Origin of the sequence: Streptomyces sp. AN091965, from assembly GCF_022698285.1 — a bacterium.
Classification (GTDB): Bacteria; Actinomycetota; Actinomycetes; order Streptomycetales; family Streptomycetaceae; genus Streptomyces.
In genome coordinates, this window is sequence record NZ_JALDMY010000001.1 from 4,803,522 (window position 1) to 4,820,038 (window position 16,517).

Genomic DNA, 16,517 nt, shown 5'->3' on the forward strand with positions numbered 1-16,517 from the left:
CCTCCGGAATCGAGGGACTGGGGACCCATGCTGCCACGAAGGAGGCGTGCGAGAGGGTCTACGACGGCGCTCGTACCGGCGCGAACGCGCCCCGGGCGATCTATGGTTGAGGTCGCAACGACGTCAACACCGGGACGTGGGACGGCTGGAGCGCGGGCAGGCAGGGGCGATTTTCGGCCAATTCAGCCGTGGCCGAACACGCCCCCCAGGGCCGGGACGGCCAACGCACAGCCCGGGAGGCGGTGTTCGCCTCCCGGACCGGTCCGCCGCCCGCGGGGATGGAGGCGGCGGTGTCCCCCAGCCCGCTGACTCCAGCGCAGCGGGCCGACCCACGCGTCATCCATGGAAACGCCCTCCCGGTGGCCGTAGAAGAGCGCACGCACGGGCGCACGGCCACACACCCGGAGCACGCTCCGACGGTGCCGCACGCCCGTACGGACAACAATCTCGCCATACGGAACTACGCCTCTTAACGCTTGGGATTCGCCGAACTACGCTGGGTGTGCTGTTGTTTTCGCGGAGGCATATACCTGGGGGCTCGGCCACGTGCTCTTGCGGGCCGGGATCGGGAAACGGCGCGCGACACGCCGTTCGCACCGGTGACCCCCGGTAGCCGCCCCCGGGGGGAAGGCAGCACGAATGCCGCGCGGTCACGCCACTGCCCGGCAGCCGTCTGTGTCCGAGGGGTGGCGCATGTCCAGGGAGCAACGCGGGCCGAACGAAAAGCTCGGCACCGTTCTCGCCCTCGCGGGAATCAGCAACGCGGGGCTCGCGCGCAGGGTCAACGACCTCGGTGCTCAACGCGGGTTGACGCTCAGGTACGACAAGACCTCGGTGGCCCGGTGGGTGTCCAAGGGGATGGTGCCGCAGGGCGCCGCGCCGCACCTCATCGCCGCCGCCATCGGCCAGAAGCTCGGCCGCCCCGTGCCCCTGCACGAGATCGGCCTCGCCGACGCGGACCCGGCGCCCGAAGTGGGCCTCGCCTTCCCGCGCGACGTCGGCGCCGCGGTGAAGTCGGCGACCGAGCTGTACCGCCTCGACCTCGCGGGCCGCCGCGCGGGCGGCGGCATCTGGCAGTCCCTGGCCGGTTCCTTCGCCGTCAGCGCGTACGCCACGCCCGCGTCCCGCTGGCTCATAACCCCGGCCGACAGCTCGGTGGCCCGTGACGTCAGCCGCGAAGGCCCGCGCGACGTGGCCAGGGCCGACGAGGGCGGCGCCCCGATGAAGGTCGGCCACAGCGACGTGCTGAAACTGCGCGAGGCCGCCGAGGACGCGCGGCGCTGGGACTCCAAGTACGGCGGCGGCGACTGGCGCTCGTCGATGGTCCCGGAGTGCCTGCGCGTCGAGGCGGCTCCGCTGCTCCTCGGCTCGTACTCGGACGAGGTGGGCCGCGCCCTGTTCGGCGCCACCGCCGAGCTGACCCGGCTCGCCGGCTGGATGGCCTTCGACACCGGCCAGCAGGAGGCCGCCCAGCGGTACTACATCCAGGCGCTCCGCCTGGCCCGCGCGGCCGCCGACGTGCCCCTGGGGGGGTACGTCCTCGCGTCGATGTCCCTCCAGGCGACCTACCGGGGCTTCGGCGACGAGGGCGTCGACCTCGCCCAGGCCGCCCTGGAGCGCAACAGGAGTCTCGCGACCGCCAGGACCATGAGCTTCTTCCGGCTCGTCGAGGCACGCGCGCACGCGCGCGCCCACGACGCCCAGGCCGCGGGCGCGGCCCTGCGGGCCTCCGAGGGCTGGCTCGAACGGTCCCGCGAAGGCGACCACGACCCGTCCTGGCTCGGCTTCTACGGCTACGACCGCTTCGCCGCGGACGCCGCCGAGTGCTACCGCGACCTGAAGGCGCCCCGTCAGGTGCGGCGCTTCACGGAGCAGGCGCTGTCCCGGCCCACCGAGGAGTTCGTCCGCTCCCACGGCCTGCGGCTCGTCGTCTCCGCCGTCGCCGAGCTGGAGTCCGGGAACCTGGACGCGGCCTGCGAGCAGGGCGTACGGGCGGTGGAGGTCGCCGGACGCATCTCCTCCGTACGCACCACGGAGTACGTGAAGGACCTGCTGCACCGCCTGGAGCCCTACGGCGACGAGCCCCGGGTGGTGGAGCTGCGGGAGCGGGCGCGCCCCCTGCTCGTCGCCCCGGCGTGAGCGGCGACACGGGCCTTCGCGGCCCCGGGTGCCCAGGACCACGTTTAACGGCGTTGTCAGTGGTGCAGGGCACTATCGGGGTGGGAGGTGCAGAGCGATGGGTCGGGGTTCCGTGGCGTATGACTGTGACGTGCTCGTCGTCGGGGGCGGCATCGTCGGGCTTTCGGTCGCGCATGCCCTCACCCGGGCGGCGCCCGGCACCCGGGTGACCGTCCTGGAGAAGGAGCCGGGCCCCGCCCGCCACCAGACCGGGCGGAACAGCGGAGTGATCCACAGCGGGATCTACTACCGCCCGGGCTCCCTGAAGGCGCGCTTCGCCGTGGGCGGCGCCGCCGAGATGGTCAAGTTCTGCGCCGAGTACGGCATCGCGCACCAGGTCACCGGCAAGCTCATCGTCGCCACCGACCGCGCCGAGCTGCCCCGGCTGCACGCCCTCGTCCAGCGCGGCCGGGAGAACGGCATCCCGGTCCGCGAGCTCGGCCCCGCCCAGATAGCGGAGTACGAACCGGACGTGCGGGGCATCGCCGCCATCCACGTCGGCACCACCGGCATCTGCGACTACGGCGCGGTCGCCGAGCAGCTCGCCCACGCCTCCGGCGCCGAGGTGCGCTACGACTCCCACGTCGTCCACGTCGACCGCCGCCCCGACCGCGGCGTCGCCGTGCGCACCGCGCGCGGGGACGTCCTGCGCGCCAAGGTCCTCGTCAACTGCGCGGGGCTGCACTGCGACCGGATCGCCCGGCTGACCGGCGACGAGCCCGACATGCGGATCGTGCCCTTCCGGGGGGAGTACTTCACGCTCGCCCGGCCCGAGCTCGTGCGCGGGCTCGTGTACCCCGTGCCCGACCCGGCCTTCCCCTTCCTCGGCGTGCACCTCACGCGCGGCGTCGACGGCGGCGTCCACGTCGGGCCGAACGCGGTGCCCGCGCTGGCCCGCGAGGGGTACGACTGGTCGGTGGTGCGGCCCCGCGAGCTCGCCGCGACGCTCGCCTGGCCGGGCTCCTGGCAGATCGCCCGGCGCCACTGGCGGTACGGGGCGGGGGAGCTGCGCAGGTCCCTGTCCAAGGAGGCGTTCACGCAGGCCGTGCGGCGGCTGCTGCCCGGCGTGCGGGCCGAGGACCTGGTGCCCGCGGCGGCGGGCGTGCGGGCGCAGGCCGTGCTGCGGGACGGGACCCTCGTCGACGACTTCCTGATCCAGGAGGGGGCCCGGGCCGTGCACGTGCTGAACGCGCCCTCGCCCGCGGCCACCGCCTCGCTGCCCATCGGCCGGGAGGTGGCCCGCCGGGTCCTCGCCGCGCTGCACTGACCCGACCGGCGGCTCGGGGCGCCCCCGTCCGGTCCCGCCGCACTAAAATCGACGGCACTGTGTCTGAGAACTCCCGCCCGAAGGGCGCCCCCCGTTTCCCCGAAGGTCCCGTGCCCGACCCCTCCGGGGGCCGGTTCGAGCGGCGGATCCGCAGCTTCACGCCGCGCCGCAGCCGGGTCACCACCGCGCAGGGCGACGCCCTGCAGCGCCTGTGGCCCAAGTGGGGCTTCGACATCGACGGCGCGAAGGTGCTCGACCTCCAGGAGCTGTTCGGCTCCGAGGCGCCCGTCGTCCTGGAGATCGGCTTCGGCATGGGCGAGGCCACCGCGCAGATGGCGGCCGCGGACCCGGACACGAACATCCTCGCCGTGGACGTGCACACCCCCGGCCAGGGCAACCTGCTGAATCTCGCGGAGCGGAACGGCCTGTCCAACATCCGGGTCGCCAACGGCGACGCCGTGATCCTGCTCCGGGAGATGCTCGCCCCAGAGAGCCTGGACGGCGCGCGCGTGTACTTCCCCGACCCCTGGCCCAAGGCCCGCCACAACAAGCGGCGCCTGATCCAGCCGGACTTCCTGACGCTGCTCGCGCCCCGGCTCAAGCCCGGCGCGGTGCTGCACTGCGCCACGGACTGGGAGCCGTACGCGGAGCACATGCTGGAGGTGCTCGGCGCGCACCCCGACTTCGAGAACACCCAGGCGGACGGCGGGTACGCGCCGCGGCCCGACTTCCGGCCGCTGACCCGCTTCGAGGGCCAGGGCCTGCGGAAGGGACACGTCGTGAACGACCTGCTGTTCCGCCGCGCCGCCACGCTCGCCCGGGGCTGAGGCGCTCCGCGGGCCGCCGGGGCCGGGCCACCGCCGACTCCGCGGCCCGCCACCGCCGAGGGCCCCGCAGGCTCCGCGGCCCGCCACCACCGAGGCACCGCAGGCTCCACAGCCCGCCACCGCCGAGGCACCGCAGGCTCCACAGCCCGCCACCGCCGAGGCACCGTCGCGGCCCGCCGCAACCCTCGTTAGGGTCGATCCGTGGCCACCAGCCCCGCAGTCCCGAGCCACCCGACGCCGCCCGGCGGGCCCGCCGGGTCCGACGCGTTCGCCGGGACATCCGGGCCCCGGCGTCCGCACTGGTGGCAGCGCGGGGCCATCCGGGGGACGGGCCTCGTCATCCTGCTCGCCCTCTCCGGCCTGGTGATCCTCGCCCTGGTGCGCGAGCAGACCGGCACCGAGGGATTCCTGGTGGGGCTCGGCCTCGCCACGCTCCCCGTGCCGCTGCTGATCGCCGCGTTCCGCTGGCTGGACCGGGTGGCGCCGGGCCCCTGGCGGAACCTGTTGTTCGCCTTCTCCTGGGGCGCCTGCGCGGCCGCGCTGATCGCGATCATGGCGAACAGCTTCGCGACCCGCTGGATAGCCACCGCGACGGCCGACCCGACCAGCGCGGACACCCTGGGCGCGACCGTCATAGCGCCCGTCGTCGAGGAGACGGCGAAGGCGGCGGCCGTCCTGCTCGTCTTCCTGTTCCGCAGAGCCGACTTCACCGGGGTCGTCGACGGGTTCGTGATAGCGGGCGTCACCGCCACCGGCTTCGCGTTCACCGAGAACATCCTCTACCTCGGCAACGCCTTCGGCACCGACCAGCTCAGCGGCGAGAGCGGCCTCGCCTCGGTGACCGCCGCGACCTTCTTCGTCCGCGTTGTCATGTCACCGTTCGCGCATCCGCTCTTCACCGTGCTCACCGGCATCGGATTCGGCATCGCCGCCGTGACCGCCGAGCACCGCACCGCCCGCCGCGCGCTGCTGCCGTGCGCCGGGCTGCTCCTCGCGATGGGCCTGCACGCTTTCTGGAACGGCTCCGCGGGCTTCGGCGAGTACGGCTTCTTCGTCGTGTACGCGACCTTCATGCTGCCGCTCTTCGGCCTTCTCACCTGGCTGGCCGTCTGGCTGCGCCGGCGCGAGCTGCGCCTCGTGTGCGACGAGCTGCCCGTGTACGTGGCCGCGGGCTGGTTCACCGCGCCCGAGCCCTACGCGCTCGGCTCCCTGCCGGCCCGCACGCTCGCCCGTGACTACGCGGCCTTCCACCTGGGCAAGCCCGCGGGCCGCACCGTCGTCGAGTACGAGACGTGCGCGACGGCCCTGGCGCTCCTGCGCCACCGCGCCCGGCACGGCAGGGCGGGCGCCGACTTCGTCGCGCGGGAGCGGGAGCTCCTTCAGGCCCTGTGGGAGCGCAGGGCCGTGGCCGCGCCCGCGCTCGGCTACGCGGCGCGGGCGACGGCCCCGGTCCTGGTGCCGCTGCCGCACGCCGCGTACGGGCCCGTCGGGGCGTACGGCCCGGTGCTTCCCCCGTGCCACAACCCCTATCGGCCCTGACGTCAGGCGGAGGCCGCCGTGAGGGCCGCGAGCTCGGCCTCGGTCAGCTCCAGGTCGCCCACCGCGAGGAGCGCCGGAAGCTGCTCCAGGGTGCGGGCCGAGGCGATCGGGGCCGCCACGGTCGGCTGCGCGGCGAGCCAGGCGAGGGCGACGGTGGCGACCTCGGCGTCGTGGGCCTTCGCCACCTCGTCGAGGGCGGTGAGGACGCGGCGGCCGCGCTCGGTGGCCAGATACTCTCCCGCCTTCTCGGCGCGGGCGCTGTCGACCTCCGTGCCCGGGCGGTACTTGCCGGTCAGGAAGCCCGCGGCGAGGCCGAAGTACGGCACGGCGGCGAGTCCGGAGCGCGACGCGATCTCCTGGAGCGGGCCCTCGTAGGTGTCGCGCGAGACGAGGTTGTAGTGCGGCTGGAGCGCCACGTACCGGACCAGGCCCTCGCGGTCGGAGAAGTCGAGGGACTCCTGGAGGCGCTCGGCGGTGATGTTCGACGCGGCGATCGCGCGCACCTTGCCGGACCGCACCAGCTCGTCGAGGGCGGTGATGAACTCCTCGACGGGCACGGACGGGTCGTCGTAGTGCGTGTAGTACAGGTCGATGTAGTCGGTGCCGAGGCGGCGCAGCGACTCCTCGGCGGCGGCCTTGATGGTGCTCGCGGACAGGCCCTTGTACTCGGGCAGCGCGCCGACCTTGGTGGCGACCACGACCTCGTCGCGGTTGCCGCGCTCGGCCATCCACCGTCCGAGGACGGTCTCGGACTCGCCGCCCTTGTTGCCGGGCACCCAGAACGTGTAGGCGTCCGCTGTGTCTATGAAGTTGCCGCCCGCGGCGACGTAGGCGTCGAGGACGGCGAAGGACTGGTCCTGGTCAGCGGTCCAGCCGAAGACGTTGCCGCCGAGAGCGAGCGGGAAGACTTCGAGGTCGGACGATCCCAGAGGGCGAAGAGTGGTCATACCGGCGCCAACATCCTTGCGAAGTCGGGAATTCCGGTGTCGGACGGCGGATTCCAGACAAGGGATTCCAGGATGTGGAACCGGCCGGGGAGGCCGCGGGACGGAGGAACCGGCGGCCCTGGCGTCGGGGGGTCGTCGCCAGGACCGCCGGAGTCTGAGGACCCTTCGCGGTCAGCGGTCAGCGATCGGCCGCCAGCGGTCAGCGATCGGCCGTCAGAGGTCGGCCGTCAGCGGATCAGCGGTCGGCCGTCAGCGGGCCGCGCGGTCACGGGGGGCTCCGCGGCGGGCGGGATCAGGGGGTCAGGCCCTTGCCGCGCAGCCAGGACAGCGGGTCGATGGCCGCGCCGCCACCCGTCCTGACCTCCAGGTGGAGGTGGACCCCGGTGACGTTGCCCGTGCCGCCCATGCGGCCGATGACGTCGCCGGTGCTGACCTTCTGGCCCACGCTGACGGAGAGCGAGGACTGGTGGCAGTACCAGATCTCGGTGCCGTCATCGAGCTTCAGGACCGTGCGGTAGCCGTACGCGCGCGCCCAGCCCGCCTCCGTGATGGTGCCGGAGTGGACGGCCTTCAGCGGGGAGCCGCTGGAGCCCGCGAAGTCCAGGCCGGTGTGCTGCCCCGAGGACCACATGGAGCCGGAGTCGCCGAAGTGGGAGGTGAGGACGTACGAGGAGGCGGGCAGCGTGTAGCTCTTGGCGAGCTTCGCGAGGCGCTCGGCCTCGCGCTTCTTGCGGGCCGCCTCCTCCTTCTCGCGCTTCTCCTTCGCGGCCTTCGCCTTGGCCTCGGCCGCCGCCTTGCCCTGCTGGGCCGTGGCGGCCGCGGCGGCCCTGGCCACGGCCGCGTCCTCGGCCTGCCTGCGCTGCGCGTCGTCCGCCTGGTGGTGCTGGTTCTCGGCCTGCTGGAGGATGCGGGCCCGCAGGGCCTCCCCCGCGTCCGTGGTGCCCCGCTCGGCGTCGGCGCCGGTGACGCCCGCGGAGCTGAGCGGCGCCGCGGCCGCGGCGGTGACCGGTGCGGCGGTGTCGTCGCCGTCCATCAGGGAGCCGACGCCGGGCAGCGACCCCAGGTCCGGCATGGCGATGGAGACCGGCGGCTTACCGCCCTGCGCGGTGGCGATGCCGCCCGCGCCGACGGCGGCGATGACGCCGACGCCCAGGACGGTGGAGCTGCGGGCGAGGCCGCCGCCGCCCTTCTTGTGGATGCGGTGCTTGCCGCGCACGGGGCGGACGGTCTCCGCGGTGGGGTTCCACTCCTCCCAGGAGGCCGGGGGCTCCTGGGAGGCGTAACCGGCGTACCCGGCGGGCGCGGAGGCCTCGGCCTGGTCGGCGTACCCGGTGTGTCCCCCGGGTCCTTCGCCGCCGTCGGCACCCTCGATGAGACTGCCGTGGGGTATGTAGAGCGCTTCTGGGGCAGGCCGGTTGGACGCCACGGGGGCGCACTCCTTTCCTTCCTTCTCGCCTACCGGGTTAGCTGACGGGTTCGGAGCAGGAAGGTCTCCTACGGCCGCTGCTCGTGCACGGCGGATACGGGTCCGCGTGCGCGAGAGGCGTCCGATTCACCCCAAGATGGTGGTTCCCCGGCTCCCTTGCGGGATTAGGCGCGTGCGCGCGGAGCCGCCGGGTGTGACGGCTGGGACGACCGCGCTGCGTTATCGAACGTTAATAGACAGCGGGTCGGTATTCCAAGCTGTTCGAGTTGATCGTTAACGCTTACGCCACGAACACAACGGGACATCAAGGCTGGGAATAGGGCGAGTTGAGTGGGCGCCATGACGCTGCGCAGCGGGATCGATCTTCAGCTGCGCATGACGGGGCGTCAGTTGCGCTGCGCTGGGACTCCGTTCAGTCACGGGGTGTGACGGGCCGTCGTACGGCGAGGAGCGCCATGTCGTCGGTGGCGCCGCCGCCGGTGTGGTCGAGGACCTCGGCGACGAGCGTGGACAGGAGCGCGTCGGGGGCGTCCGCTCCCGAGAAGACGCGGCCCCCGAGCCGGGCCGCGGGGTCGTAGAAGGCGCCCCGCGCGTCCCGGGCCTCGCTGAGCCCGTCGGTGTGGAGCAGCAGCGTGGATCCGGGCGGGAAGTCGGTCTCGTCCGCCCGGTCGGGCCAGACGCCGAGGTCGCCCATGCCGAGCGGCAGCGCGGGTTCGGCGGGCGAGAGCACGCGCAGACGCCCGTCGGCGCGCAGCAGGAGCGGCTCGGGGTGGCCGCGGTTGACCAGGCGTACGCTGCCGCCGCCGCGCGGGATCTCCGCGAGGACGGCCGTGGTGAACCCCTCGAAGGCGTCGAGCCCGTCGCGCCGCGTGCCCTCGCGCGCGAGGGCACGCTCCAGGCGCTGCGCCACGGCCTCCAGGGTGGCCTCCTGCTCGGCCGCCTCGCGGAAGGAGCCGATGACGACGGCGACGGCGGCCACCGCGCCCATGCCCTTGCCGCGGACGTCGCCGACGATCAGCCGGACGCCGTGCGGGGTGTCCTGCACCGCGTACAGGTCGCCGCCGATGAAGGCGTCGGCCTGCGCGGCCTCGTACCGGGCGGCGACGTCGAGGCCGCCGATGCGCGGGTCCGGCTGCGGCAGGACGGCCCGCTGCGCGGCCTCGGCGATGGAGCGGGCGGAGGCGAGGCGGGCGTCGCCGCGGCGGACGACGCGGTTGATCACGACGGCGAGGGCGCCGACGGTCAGCATGGTGACGAACGAGGTGACGACCTCGACGTCCACGCCCGAGTGGTTGTCGATGCGCAGGGCGAGCACGGCGACGCAGGACACGGCGGCCGTCGCCACGGTGGTGCCGAGCGAGAAGAACGGGGCCGCGATCAGGGGCGCGGCGGCGAACAGCGGGGACGCGGTGAACTGGGGCGGTGTGAGCGCGTCGAAGGCGACCCCGACGACGATCAGGAGCGGGGGCAGCACGCGGGTGAGGGCCCGCTCGCGGCGCGGTGCCGGGCCCTCAGCGCCCATGGCACGCCTCCGGCCCGGCTCCGGTACGGAGGCCCCCACCGCCCAAAGCAACCACCGCTCCACTCCCGCCGCAGACCCGCCGCATCGGCCCAAGGCTTCCCGCGTTGGGCCCCGGGGGCGACCCGGCGTGCTCCGAGTGGGTGATCCGGCGGGCAGCGTGCGCCCTGGCGCGGGGCGGTGGCGCGCCTGCTCGCGCGGACGGCGTGCGCCCCCGTCGGCGCTGTGCGGGCCCGGCCCCGAGCCCCGGCCGCGTGGAGGTTTCCGGAAACGCCGAAGGCCCGGAATCCCTGGGGATTCCGGGCCTTCGGCTCTTCAGTAGCGGGGACAGGATTTGAACCTGCGACCTCTGGGTTATGAGCCCAGCGAGCTACCGAGCTGCTCCACCCCGCGTCGGTGAAACCAACAGTACGCCATCAGGGGCACAGAACGCGAACCGGTACCCGAGGTGCCCCACGCGCCTCAGGTGTTCTCCGCGTGCGTCAGCGTCTCCCAGGCCACGAACAGGTCGTCGGTGCCCTCCGGGCGCCGCTCCAGGGTGAGCTTCCGGGTGTTCGGCAGGTCCATGCCGAGGCGGCCGCGCAGATGGTTCAGGCCGACCTCCGTGTCGGGCCCGAGGTCGCGCTGGAGCCTGCCGCCGCACAGCCAGCCGGGCGCGGTGGCGCCGAGCTGGTAGCCGGAGTGGAACTCGAACGCGGCCCGCAGCCGGTCCTTGACCTCGGCGTACAGGTCGACGCCCTGGTGCCAGGCCGTCTCGGCGATGTGGGCGGTGGCGGCCAGGGAGTACCCGGCGTGCTTGAAGTTGCGGCAGGTCTCCTGCGCGAGCCCGTCGGCGAACCTCTTCTGGCCGAACCAGTAGCGGCTCAGCTCGGCCGCCGTGTCGAGGTCGCTGCCCCGGGGCGCCACGGGCAGCGGTCCGTCGGACTTCAGATAGAAGTACGCGGGCACGCGGCTGCGGAAGTGGCGCACCGCCTCCTCGAAGGCCGCGTGGTCGTCGAGGAACACCGCCATGCCGATGACGGCGTCGGCCATGACGAGGTCCCAGTTGCCGTTGGACTCGATCGAACCGGCCACGACCTGGGGCAGATAGGCGTTGCGGAGCATCCGCTCGAAGCGCAGCAGGTCACCGTCGGCCCAGCCGTCGTAGGTGTAGCGCACGGCTTCGGCGGCGCGCGCCCAGGAGGTGGCGGCCCAGGCGGTCTGCAGGCCCGCGTTGGCCTCCGTGTGCCGGGTGACGACCCGGGCCCAGGCGTCCATGATCGCGATGGCCTTCTCGGCGTGGGCGCGGTCGCCGGTGACGTTGTAGAGCAGGGCCTGGGTGTACGCGGCCAGGGCGTCCTCGCGCTCCTCCACGCAGCCCCGGCCCGGCTCGTTGCCGGGCGGGCAGGCGACCACGGCGTACGGCTTCGGGCGGTAGTCGGCGGCCGCGTACTTGCTGGCGCGCAGCTGCTCGTACGCCGTGCGCCAGGGCTGCTCGCGGGCCGCGACGTGGGCGCGCACCCGGTCGAGCTGGGCCTTGCTGACGAGGACGCCCGGATGGCTGAAGGGCAGGTCGGCGCGGCGGGCGGGGGCGGTGGCCGCGGCGCCGGGCTCGTCGGAACCGCCGCAGCCCTGCGCGGTGAGGGCGAGGAGCAGGGCGAGCGCCGCCGCGCGGATCCGGCGGCCGGGTATGCCCCCGCGGGGCCCGCGGGACCGGGCCCCTGGTTGTGCCTGAGCCGCCATGCCGCACCTCCGGATCAGATTCCACTGGCAGCGTGCCGCGGCGGCGCCGGGGGCGCAGGATTTGTTGGGCCGGTCGTGGGGCGCCCCGTCGGCGACGCGCGTGCCGGAGCTGCGAGCGGGGTGCACCGCATCCAGCCTGTGACCGTCGTCACCTGGATCTTTCGCCTTCCGTGTCATCCGGACGCGGGTCGGTGGGCGTATGCACGGTGAGACCAAGGAGATCCGGGAGCAATCTGTTGACCGTCGAGGAGTTCGAGGAGTTCTACGCGCACGCGGCCGCACGACTGACCGGGCAGCTGTACGTGATGCTCGGCGACCTGCACGAAGCGCAGGACGTCGTGCAGGAGGCGTTCGTCAAGGGCTGGAGCCGCCGGGGGCGGCTCGACCGCGACGGCCGCCCCGAGGCGTGGATCCGCACCGTGGCCTGGCGGCTCGCGGTGAGCCGCTGGCGCGGCGTGCGCCGCTCGGCCTCGGCCTGGCAGCGCAGCGGTGCCCCGCCGCACGCCGAGGGTCCAGGACCCGAATCGGTCGCCCTGGTCGAGGCGTTGCGCGAACTGCCGCCGCAGCAGCGGCGGACGCTCGCCCTGCACTACATGTGCGACCTCTCCGTCGAGCAGATCGCCGGGGAGACCGGCCTGTCCCCCGGCACGGTCAAGACCCATCTCTCGCGCGGCCGTGCCGCGCTCGCCCTCCGTCTGACAGACCCGCGTACCGAGGAGGCCCCCGGTGTCTGAACCGCACGACCCCCTGCGCTCGCTGTTCCAGGAGGCCGCCGACGCCGGCCGCGTCCACGCCGGTGTGCCGCCCGTCTCCGTCGTCGTCCAGCGCGGACGCCGGGCCCACCGGGTCTTCGTCACGGCCGTCGCCGTTGCCGCGACCCTGTTCGTCGCGGGCGCGGGCGCCCTGGCGCTGACCTACAGCTCCGAGCCGACGCCGCCCGCCACCGTCCCTTCGGGCCCCCAGTCGCCGTCCGTGCCGCGCTCGCCCTCCCCCTCCCCTTCGCCCTCACCGACCACGGACGGCCAGTCGCCGCCCCCGCCCAGCGCGAGCTTCCCGCCGACGGAGACCTCGGGCACCGCATCGCAGCTCGGCGACGCGGAGAGCAGCGCGCCGCCGCGCACGCCCACGTATCCGCCGGAGAGCGGGGAGGCGCTCGGTTCGGCGCTGGGGGCGGCGGCCTCCGACACGGGCTCCGACACGGGCTCCGGCACGGGGGCGCCTCGCGGCTGATACGCCGGGGCCCTTGAGGGCCAGGCCCCGTGAGTGCCGGTGCCCTTGAGTGACTTGAGCGCGGGGCCCTTGAACGCGGGGCCCCTTGAGCGCGGGGCCTTGAACGCGAGGCCCCTTGAGCGCGGGCCCCTTGAGCGCGGACCTGTGCCGCGCCAGTCGCCCACGTCTACCCACGGGCGGCTCCCCTCCCTCACACTGCACTGCCGCGCGGCGGCCCCGCGCGCCCCGAAACACCCCAACCCACCCACGGAGGCACCGTCTTGTCCGTTTCCTCCCCGCCCCGGCCCCGGTCGGGAGCGGCCGCCTCCGTCCAGGTCCCCCGGCGGCGCGGCGCCCCGCGGCGCCGCCGGTGGCGCCTGCTCGGCAAGGAGGACGCGGACGTCCTCTTCCTCTACGTGGTCACGCGCGCGGGCCTGTGGACGACGGCGTACGGCGCCACCTGGCTGTTCCCGCCCGACTCCCGCACCCGCCACGCCGCGTCCCCGCTGTCCGCCTGGCAGCAGTGGGACTGGTGGCACTACCTGCGCATAGCCCAAGAGGGCTACTTTCCCGGGGACCTCCGCCCCGGGATGGAGGGCTGGGACAACCGGGAGGCCTTCTTCCCGGGCTTCCCGTTCACGCTGCGCGCCGTCCACGCCGTCGTACCGGACTGGGCGGCGGCGGGGCTGCTCGTCTCCTTCGCCGCCGGCGCGGTGGCGGTCCTCGCCCTCGCCCGCATCGCCCGCGACCACGTGCCCCACCCGGACGCGGGCCGCCGGGCGGTCCTGTTCTTCCTCCTGTCGCCGTGTGCGGTCTTCCTCGCGGCGGGCTACACCGAGGCGCTGTTCCTCGCCTTCGCCCTGCCCGCGTGGCTGGCGGCGCGGCGGCGCGCCTGGCCGCTCGCGGCGGTGCTCGCCGCGCTCGCGACCACGGTCCGGGTGAGCGGCCTGTTCCTGGCCGCCGCGCTCGCGGTCCACTTCCTCACCACGGTCCGCGCCCACCGCGACGGCCGCGCCCTGCCCTGGCTGCTGCTCCCCGCGCTGCCGCCGCTGGCGTACAGCTGGTTCCTCAAGTCCCGCACCGGCGACTGGATGGCGTGGAAGCACGCCGAGGAGCGCGGCTGGTACCGCGACTTCCACTCGCCGTGGGAGGCCTGGCGCAACACCTGGGAGGCGGCCTTCGGCCACACCACGTCCACCGGCTACGCCGTGGAGTTCCAGGCCGAGCTCCTCACGATGGTCCTCGGCCTGGTCCTGACCGGCTTCCTCCTGTACCGCCGCCGCTGGGCGGAGGCGGCGTACACGGGCCTGGCCCTCGTCGCCCTCGGCACGTCGTACTGGTACATGTCGCTGCCGCGCGCCACCCTCCTGTGGTGGCCGCTGTGGGTCTCCCTGGCCGCCTGGAGCCTGCGCGCGCCGCGCGTCCGCACGGCCTACGTCTGTCTGGCCGCGCCCCTCATGACCCTCTGCGCCCTCACGTTCCTGACGGGCCGGTGGGCGGGCTAGCGCTCCCGGGGAGCCTGAGAGGATGCGAGGAGCCCGACCGGGCCCGACCAAGGGGAAGCGCATGCTCGTACTGCTCATCGTGCTGCTCGTACTGGCACTCGCCGGCTTCGGCGCGGTCGTCTGGACGGTACGCGGCAACGCCCCGCGCGGCATCCGCGCCGCGGCCCGGCTGACGTCCGCGGCGGGCGAGGCCGCGAGCCGCTACCAGAAGTCCCAGCGACGCCACCGCGGCGACGACAACCAGAGCCTCCAGTAAGCAGACCGGTTGTGCGGGTGCGGCCGGTGTCGAGGGGCAGGGCGGCGCTGTCGCCGTGCTCGACAGTCGGCGCGGTGCGGGAGGCAGCTATGACGAAAGCGCGGGAACGGACTTACGCAGCCATGCCAAGGACGTCGCGGCGAGGTCGGGCCAGCCGTGGTCGACGATGAGGGAGTGGCCTCGGTCGTCGAAGCGCTGGTACTCGGTGACGGCGCTGGAGCGGCGGTACTGCTTGAAGGTGGAGCGGGTCAGCACGTCGGGAACCGTGTGGTCGAGTTTGCCGGACAGCAGCAGGAGCGGGCCCCGGGTCTCGTTGTCGGTGTTGACCTTGGCGGCGGAGTTCGGGGTGACGTTGCCGAGGGCCAGCTGGAACAGAGGCCGCGCCGGGCTGGGGATGGTCCACTGTTCGAACAGTTCGTCGGACTCCTCCTGGGAGACGGCGTTGGCGAAGGCGTAGCGGAACTGCGCCGCGTCGAGCGATACGGCCCTCTTGGTGTTGCCGGGATTGCGCAGGAAGGCGAAGGCGGACTTGGCCTGGGCCGGGGCGATGGCTTTGACGCCCTTGATCTGCCCGGGGCAGATCGCCACCGCCGCCGCGCCGAGCCCTTGGCCCAGCAGGTGCTGGGCGATGAAGCCTCCCACGGAATGCCCGACCAGCACCGGAGGGGTGTGGAGCGTGCGGATGACCTCGGCGTGCGCCTCGGAGATCTCGGCGAGGCCGACCCCGGCCTGCCGCTCGGGCTGTCTGCGAGCCTCGGCGACAGTGTCGGGAACGCCCGGCCATTCGGGCAGCAACGGCTCGTACCCGGCTTCGCTGAAGGTGTCGGCCCAGCCCTGCCAACTCGTCGAATGCAGCCACAGGCCGTGGATGAACATCACGGGCGTGCGATGCGCGTTCATGGCAGCCTCCAGGAGGAAGGGAAAGAGTCTCCGGCGGCGGGCTGGACCCGGGGCGCGAGCCCAGAGGCGTCACACGGGGGGCGTCACCTTTCCCAGTCTCTTCCTGATGAGCTGCCTCCGCACGCGGAGGCCCCCCGGGGCCCGGAGGCGCACGCCGCCCTCCCGCGCACGGCGCCCCCGGGGCCCGGAGGCGCACGCCGCCCTCCCGCGCACGGCACCCCCCCTTCCTGATGGAATGGATCGGGGTCACATGGATCCTCCATGTAGTCCTTACGTGCCTCGTTGCTGCCTGTGCAGGTGCAGCGTGGCGAGGGCCGCGGCATGCCTTCCGAGACAAGGCCGAGAGGACCCACCGCCATGCCCCGGCAGTACGCCCGCAAGCTGATGGTCGGCGAGCGTAACCCCGACTACTGGTTCCCCTACGTGATCCAGGTCTTGGGGATCGACGCATCCCAGGTCGTCGCTATGCCCGCGCCGATCACCGAACCCGCGGATACCGTGGCCTCAGTCCTGGTCTGAGGGAGGAGTGCCGTGGACCGTCGGAGCTTCCTGACCGCCTCCGACGGCGCGACCCTGTCCCTCCTCGGCGTGCCGGACGCCGAGGCCGTCACCCGGCGCGTGCGCACCGCGTTCGCAGGGGCCGTACGGGTGGGCCAGGGTGAGGTGGACGCCGTCCTTGCCGTGGTCAAGACCCTGGGCGACTCGGCGGCCGAGTACGGCGGCAGCCACGTGCGCCGCCTGGCCGTCAGCCACCTCACCGACAACGCCGGTCCCGGGCTGGACGGCAAGTACACCGAGGCCACCGGCCGCCACCTGTACGCCGCGACCTCTCAGCTCGCCCACCTCATCAGCTGGATGTACCAGGACGAGGGCGACGACGATGGCCACCAGGACCGTGCCAAGCAGTACTACGCGCACGCCTTCCGCCTGGACGGCAACCACAAGCTCGCCGCCAAAGCACTGGCCGCCTCCCAGACCTCCATCGAACGCACCGCCACCGCCCCGCCCGGCCAGTCCTGGGCCGCCCACTTCACCATCGGCCGCTGGGCCCACGCATACGAGCCCGCTCCCCGGGATCGACCGCGACATCGCCGAGAAGACCGCGAACCTGATCCCCCGGGCTCGCAAGGCGGGGAAGGCCTCTGATGCCCCGTCCGCTCACGCATCGCTCGCGCAAGGGCGCGCAAACGAAGCAGCGCCCGAGCCCACCGAAGTGGACCCG

At 73.7% G+C, this 16,517-nt stretch carries 15 protein-coding genes, 1 tRNA gene and 1 riboswitch; of the genes, 10 read left to right on the forward strand and 6 right to left on the reverse strand.

Annotated elements, in window-relative coordinates:
- Window positions 1–693: 693 nt before the first annotated feature.
- The 4 genes from MQV74_RS20195 (at window position 694) to MQV74_RS20210 (ending at window position 5,811) form a co-directional block, all read left to right on the forward strand.
- Window positions 694–2,139: an MFS transporter gene (locus MQV74_RS20195; RefSeq protein ID WP_242719653.1), complete on the forward strand. Its 1,446-nt coding sequence runs from the start codon at window positions 694–696 to the stop codon at window positions 2,137–2,139.
- A gap of 97 nt (window positions 2,140–2,236) precedes the next feature.
- Window positions 2,237–3,445, forward strand: coding sequence for an L-2-hydroxyglutarate oxidase (gene lhgO / locus MQV74_RS20200; RefSeq protein ID WP_242719655.1), 1,209 nt, complete (start codon window positions 2,237–2,239; stop codon window positions 3,443–3,445).
- Window positions 3,446–3,504: 59 nt separating this feature from the next.
- Window positions 3,505–4,272 carry a tRNA (guanosine(46)-N7)-methyltransferase TrmB gene (trmB, locus tag MQV74_RS20205; RefSeq protein WP_308402287.1) on the forward strand — a complete coding sequence of 256 codons (768 nt, stop codon included), beginning with the start codon at window positions 3,505–3,507 and terminating at the stop codon, window positions 4,270–4,272.
- Between the two features lie 201 nt (window positions 4,273–4,473).
- Entirely contained in the window at window positions 4,474–5,811 is a 1,338-nt protein-coding gene (locus MQV74_RS20210; RefSeq protein WP_242719657.1) for a PrsW family intramembrane metalloprotease, read from the forward strand.
- A gap of 2 nt (window positions 5,812–5,813) precedes the next feature.
- Here MQV74_RS20210 and MQV74_RS20215 read toward each other — a convergent pair whose 3' ends face one another.
- The 5 genes from MQV74_RS20215 to MQV74_RS20235 form a co-directional block, all read right to left on the reverse strand.
- A complete protein-coding gene (locus tag MQV74_RS20215) occupies window positions 5,814–6,758 on the reverse strand; it encodes an aldo/keto reductase (protein WP_242719659.1) in 945 nt (314 codons plus the stop codon).
- A gap of 292 nt (window positions 6,759–7,050) precedes the next feature.
- The gene (locus tag MQV74_RS20220) at window positions 7,051–8,184 is read right to left on the reverse strand and encodes a M23 family metallopeptidase (protein WP_242719661.1); all 1,134 of its coding nucleotides are present in this window, start codon (window positions 8,182–8,184) and stop codon (window positions 7,051–7,053) included.
- Between the two features lie 12 nt (window positions 8,185–8,196).
- Window positions 8,197–8,365: riboswitch (cyclic di-AMP (ydaO/yuaA leader) on the reverse strand.
- 231 nt (window positions 8,366–8,596) lie between these two features.
- Complete coding sequence (locus tag MQV74_RS20225; RefSeq protein WP_242719662.1) at window positions 8,597–9,706, reverse strand: PP2C family protein-serine/threonine phosphatase; 1,110 nt, start codon at window positions 9,704–9,706, stop codon at window positions 8,597–8,599.
- A gap of 316 nt (window positions 9,707–10,022) precedes the next feature.
- Window positions 10,023–10,096 (reverse strand) — tRNA-Met (locus tag MQV74_RS20230).
- Between the two features lie 69 nt (window positions 10,097–10,165).
- A complete protein-coding gene (locus MQV74_RS20235; RefSeq protein ID WP_242719664.1) occupies window positions 10,166–11,425 on the reverse strand; it encodes an alginate lyase family protein in 1,260 nt (419 codons plus the stop codon).
- A gap of 236 nt (window positions 11,426–11,661) precedes the next feature.
- Between MQV74_RS20235 and MQV74_RS20240 the strand changes: the two genes are divergently transcribed.
- From MQV74_RS20240 to MQV74_RS20255, 4 genes are all read left to right on the forward strand, one after another.
- Complete coding sequence (locus MQV74_RS20240) at window positions 11,662–12,159, forward strand: SigE family RNA polymerase sigma factor (RefSeq protein ID WP_242719666.1); 498 nt, start codon at window positions 11,662–11,664, stop codon at window positions 12,157–12,159.
- On the forward strand, window positions 12,152–12,655 hold the full coding sequence (locus MQV74_RS20245) for a hypothetical protein (protein ID WP_242719668.1): 504 nt from the start codon (window positions 12,152–12,154) through the stop codon (window positions 12,653–12,655). Before MQV74_RS20240 ends, MQV74_RS20245 begins: the two co-directional genes overlap by 8 nt.
- A gap of 260 nt (window positions 12,656–12,915) precedes the next feature.
- Window positions 12,916–14,139: a mannosyltransferase family protein gene (locus tag MQV74_RS20250; RefSeq protein WP_374120655.1), complete on the forward strand. Its 1,224-nt coding sequence runs from the start codon at window positions 12,916–12,918 to the stop codon at window positions 14,137–14,139.
- 61 nt (window positions 14,140–14,200) lie between these two features.
- Complete coding sequence (locus MQV74_RS20255) at window positions 14,201–14,395, forward strand: hypothetical protein (RefSeq protein WP_242719670.1); 195 nt, start codon at window positions 14,201–14,203, stop codon at window positions 14,393–14,395.
- A gap of 87 nt (window positions 14,396–14,482) precedes the next feature.
- Here the strand turns inward: MQV74_RS20255 and MQV74_RS20260 are convergent, their stop codons facing one another.
- On the reverse strand, window positions 14,483–15,295 hold the full coding sequence (locus tag MQV74_RS20260) for an alpha/beta hydrolase (RefSeq protein ID WP_242719672.1): 813 nt from the start codon (window positions 15,293–15,295) through the stop codon (window positions 14,483–14,485).
- A 357-nt stretch (window positions 15,296–15,652) separates the two neighbouring features.
- On the opposite strand from MQV74_RS20260, the gene MQV74_RS20265 reads away from it, so the two are divergent.
- Complete coding sequence (locus tag MQV74_RS20265; protein ID WP_242719674.1) at window positions 15,653–15,814, forward strand: hypothetical protein; 162 nt, start codon at window positions 15,653–15,655, stop codon at window positions 15,812–15,814.
- A 12-nt stretch (window positions 15,815–15,826) separates the two neighbouring features.
- On the forward strand, window positions 15,827–16,441 hold the full coding sequence (locus MQV74_RS20270; protein ID WP_242719677.1) for a hypothetical protein: 615 nt from the start codon (window positions 15,827–15,829) through the stop codon (window positions 16,439–16,441).
- Window positions 16,442–16,517 lie beyond the last annotated feature (76 nt).

What these genes read in the sequence shown, in the direction of transcription:
- MQV74_RS20195 (WP_242719653.1), top strand. Translation starts at nt 694, where the DNA reads ATGTCCAGGGAGCAACGCGGGCCGAACGAAAAGCTCGGCACCGTTCTC.
- lhgO (WP_242719655.1), top strand. Translation starts at nt 2,237, where the DNA reads ATGGGTCGGGGTTCCGTGGCGTATGACTGTGACGTGCTCGTCGTCGGG.
- MQV74_RS20215 (WP_242719659.1), bottom strand. Translation starts at nt 6,758, where the DNA reads ATGACCACTCTTCGCCCTCTGGGATCGTCCGACCTCGAAGTCTTCCCG.
- MQV74_RS20225 (WP_242719662.1), bottom strand. Translation starts at nt 9,706, where the DNA reads ATGGGCGCTGAGGGCCCGGCACCGCGCCGCGAGCGGGCCCTCACCCGC.
- MQV74_RS20235 (WP_242719664.1), bottom strand. Translation starts at nt 11,425, where the DNA reads ATGGCGGCTCAGGCACAACCAGGGGCCCGGTCCCGCGGGCCCCGCGGG.
- MQV74_RS20255 (WP_242719670.1), top strand. Translation starts at nt 14,201, where the DNA reads ATGCTCGTACTGCTCATCGTGCTGCTCGTACTGGCACTCGCCGGCTTC.
- MQV74_RS20260 (WP_242719672.1), bottom strand. Translation starts at nt 15,295, where the DNA reads ATGAACGCGCATCGCACGCCCGTGATGTTCATCCACGGCCTGTGGCTG.
- MQV74_RS20265 (WP_242719674.1), top strand. Translation starts at nt 15,653, where the DNA reads ATGCCCCGGCAGTACGCCCGCAAGCTGATGGTCGGCGAGCGTAACCCC.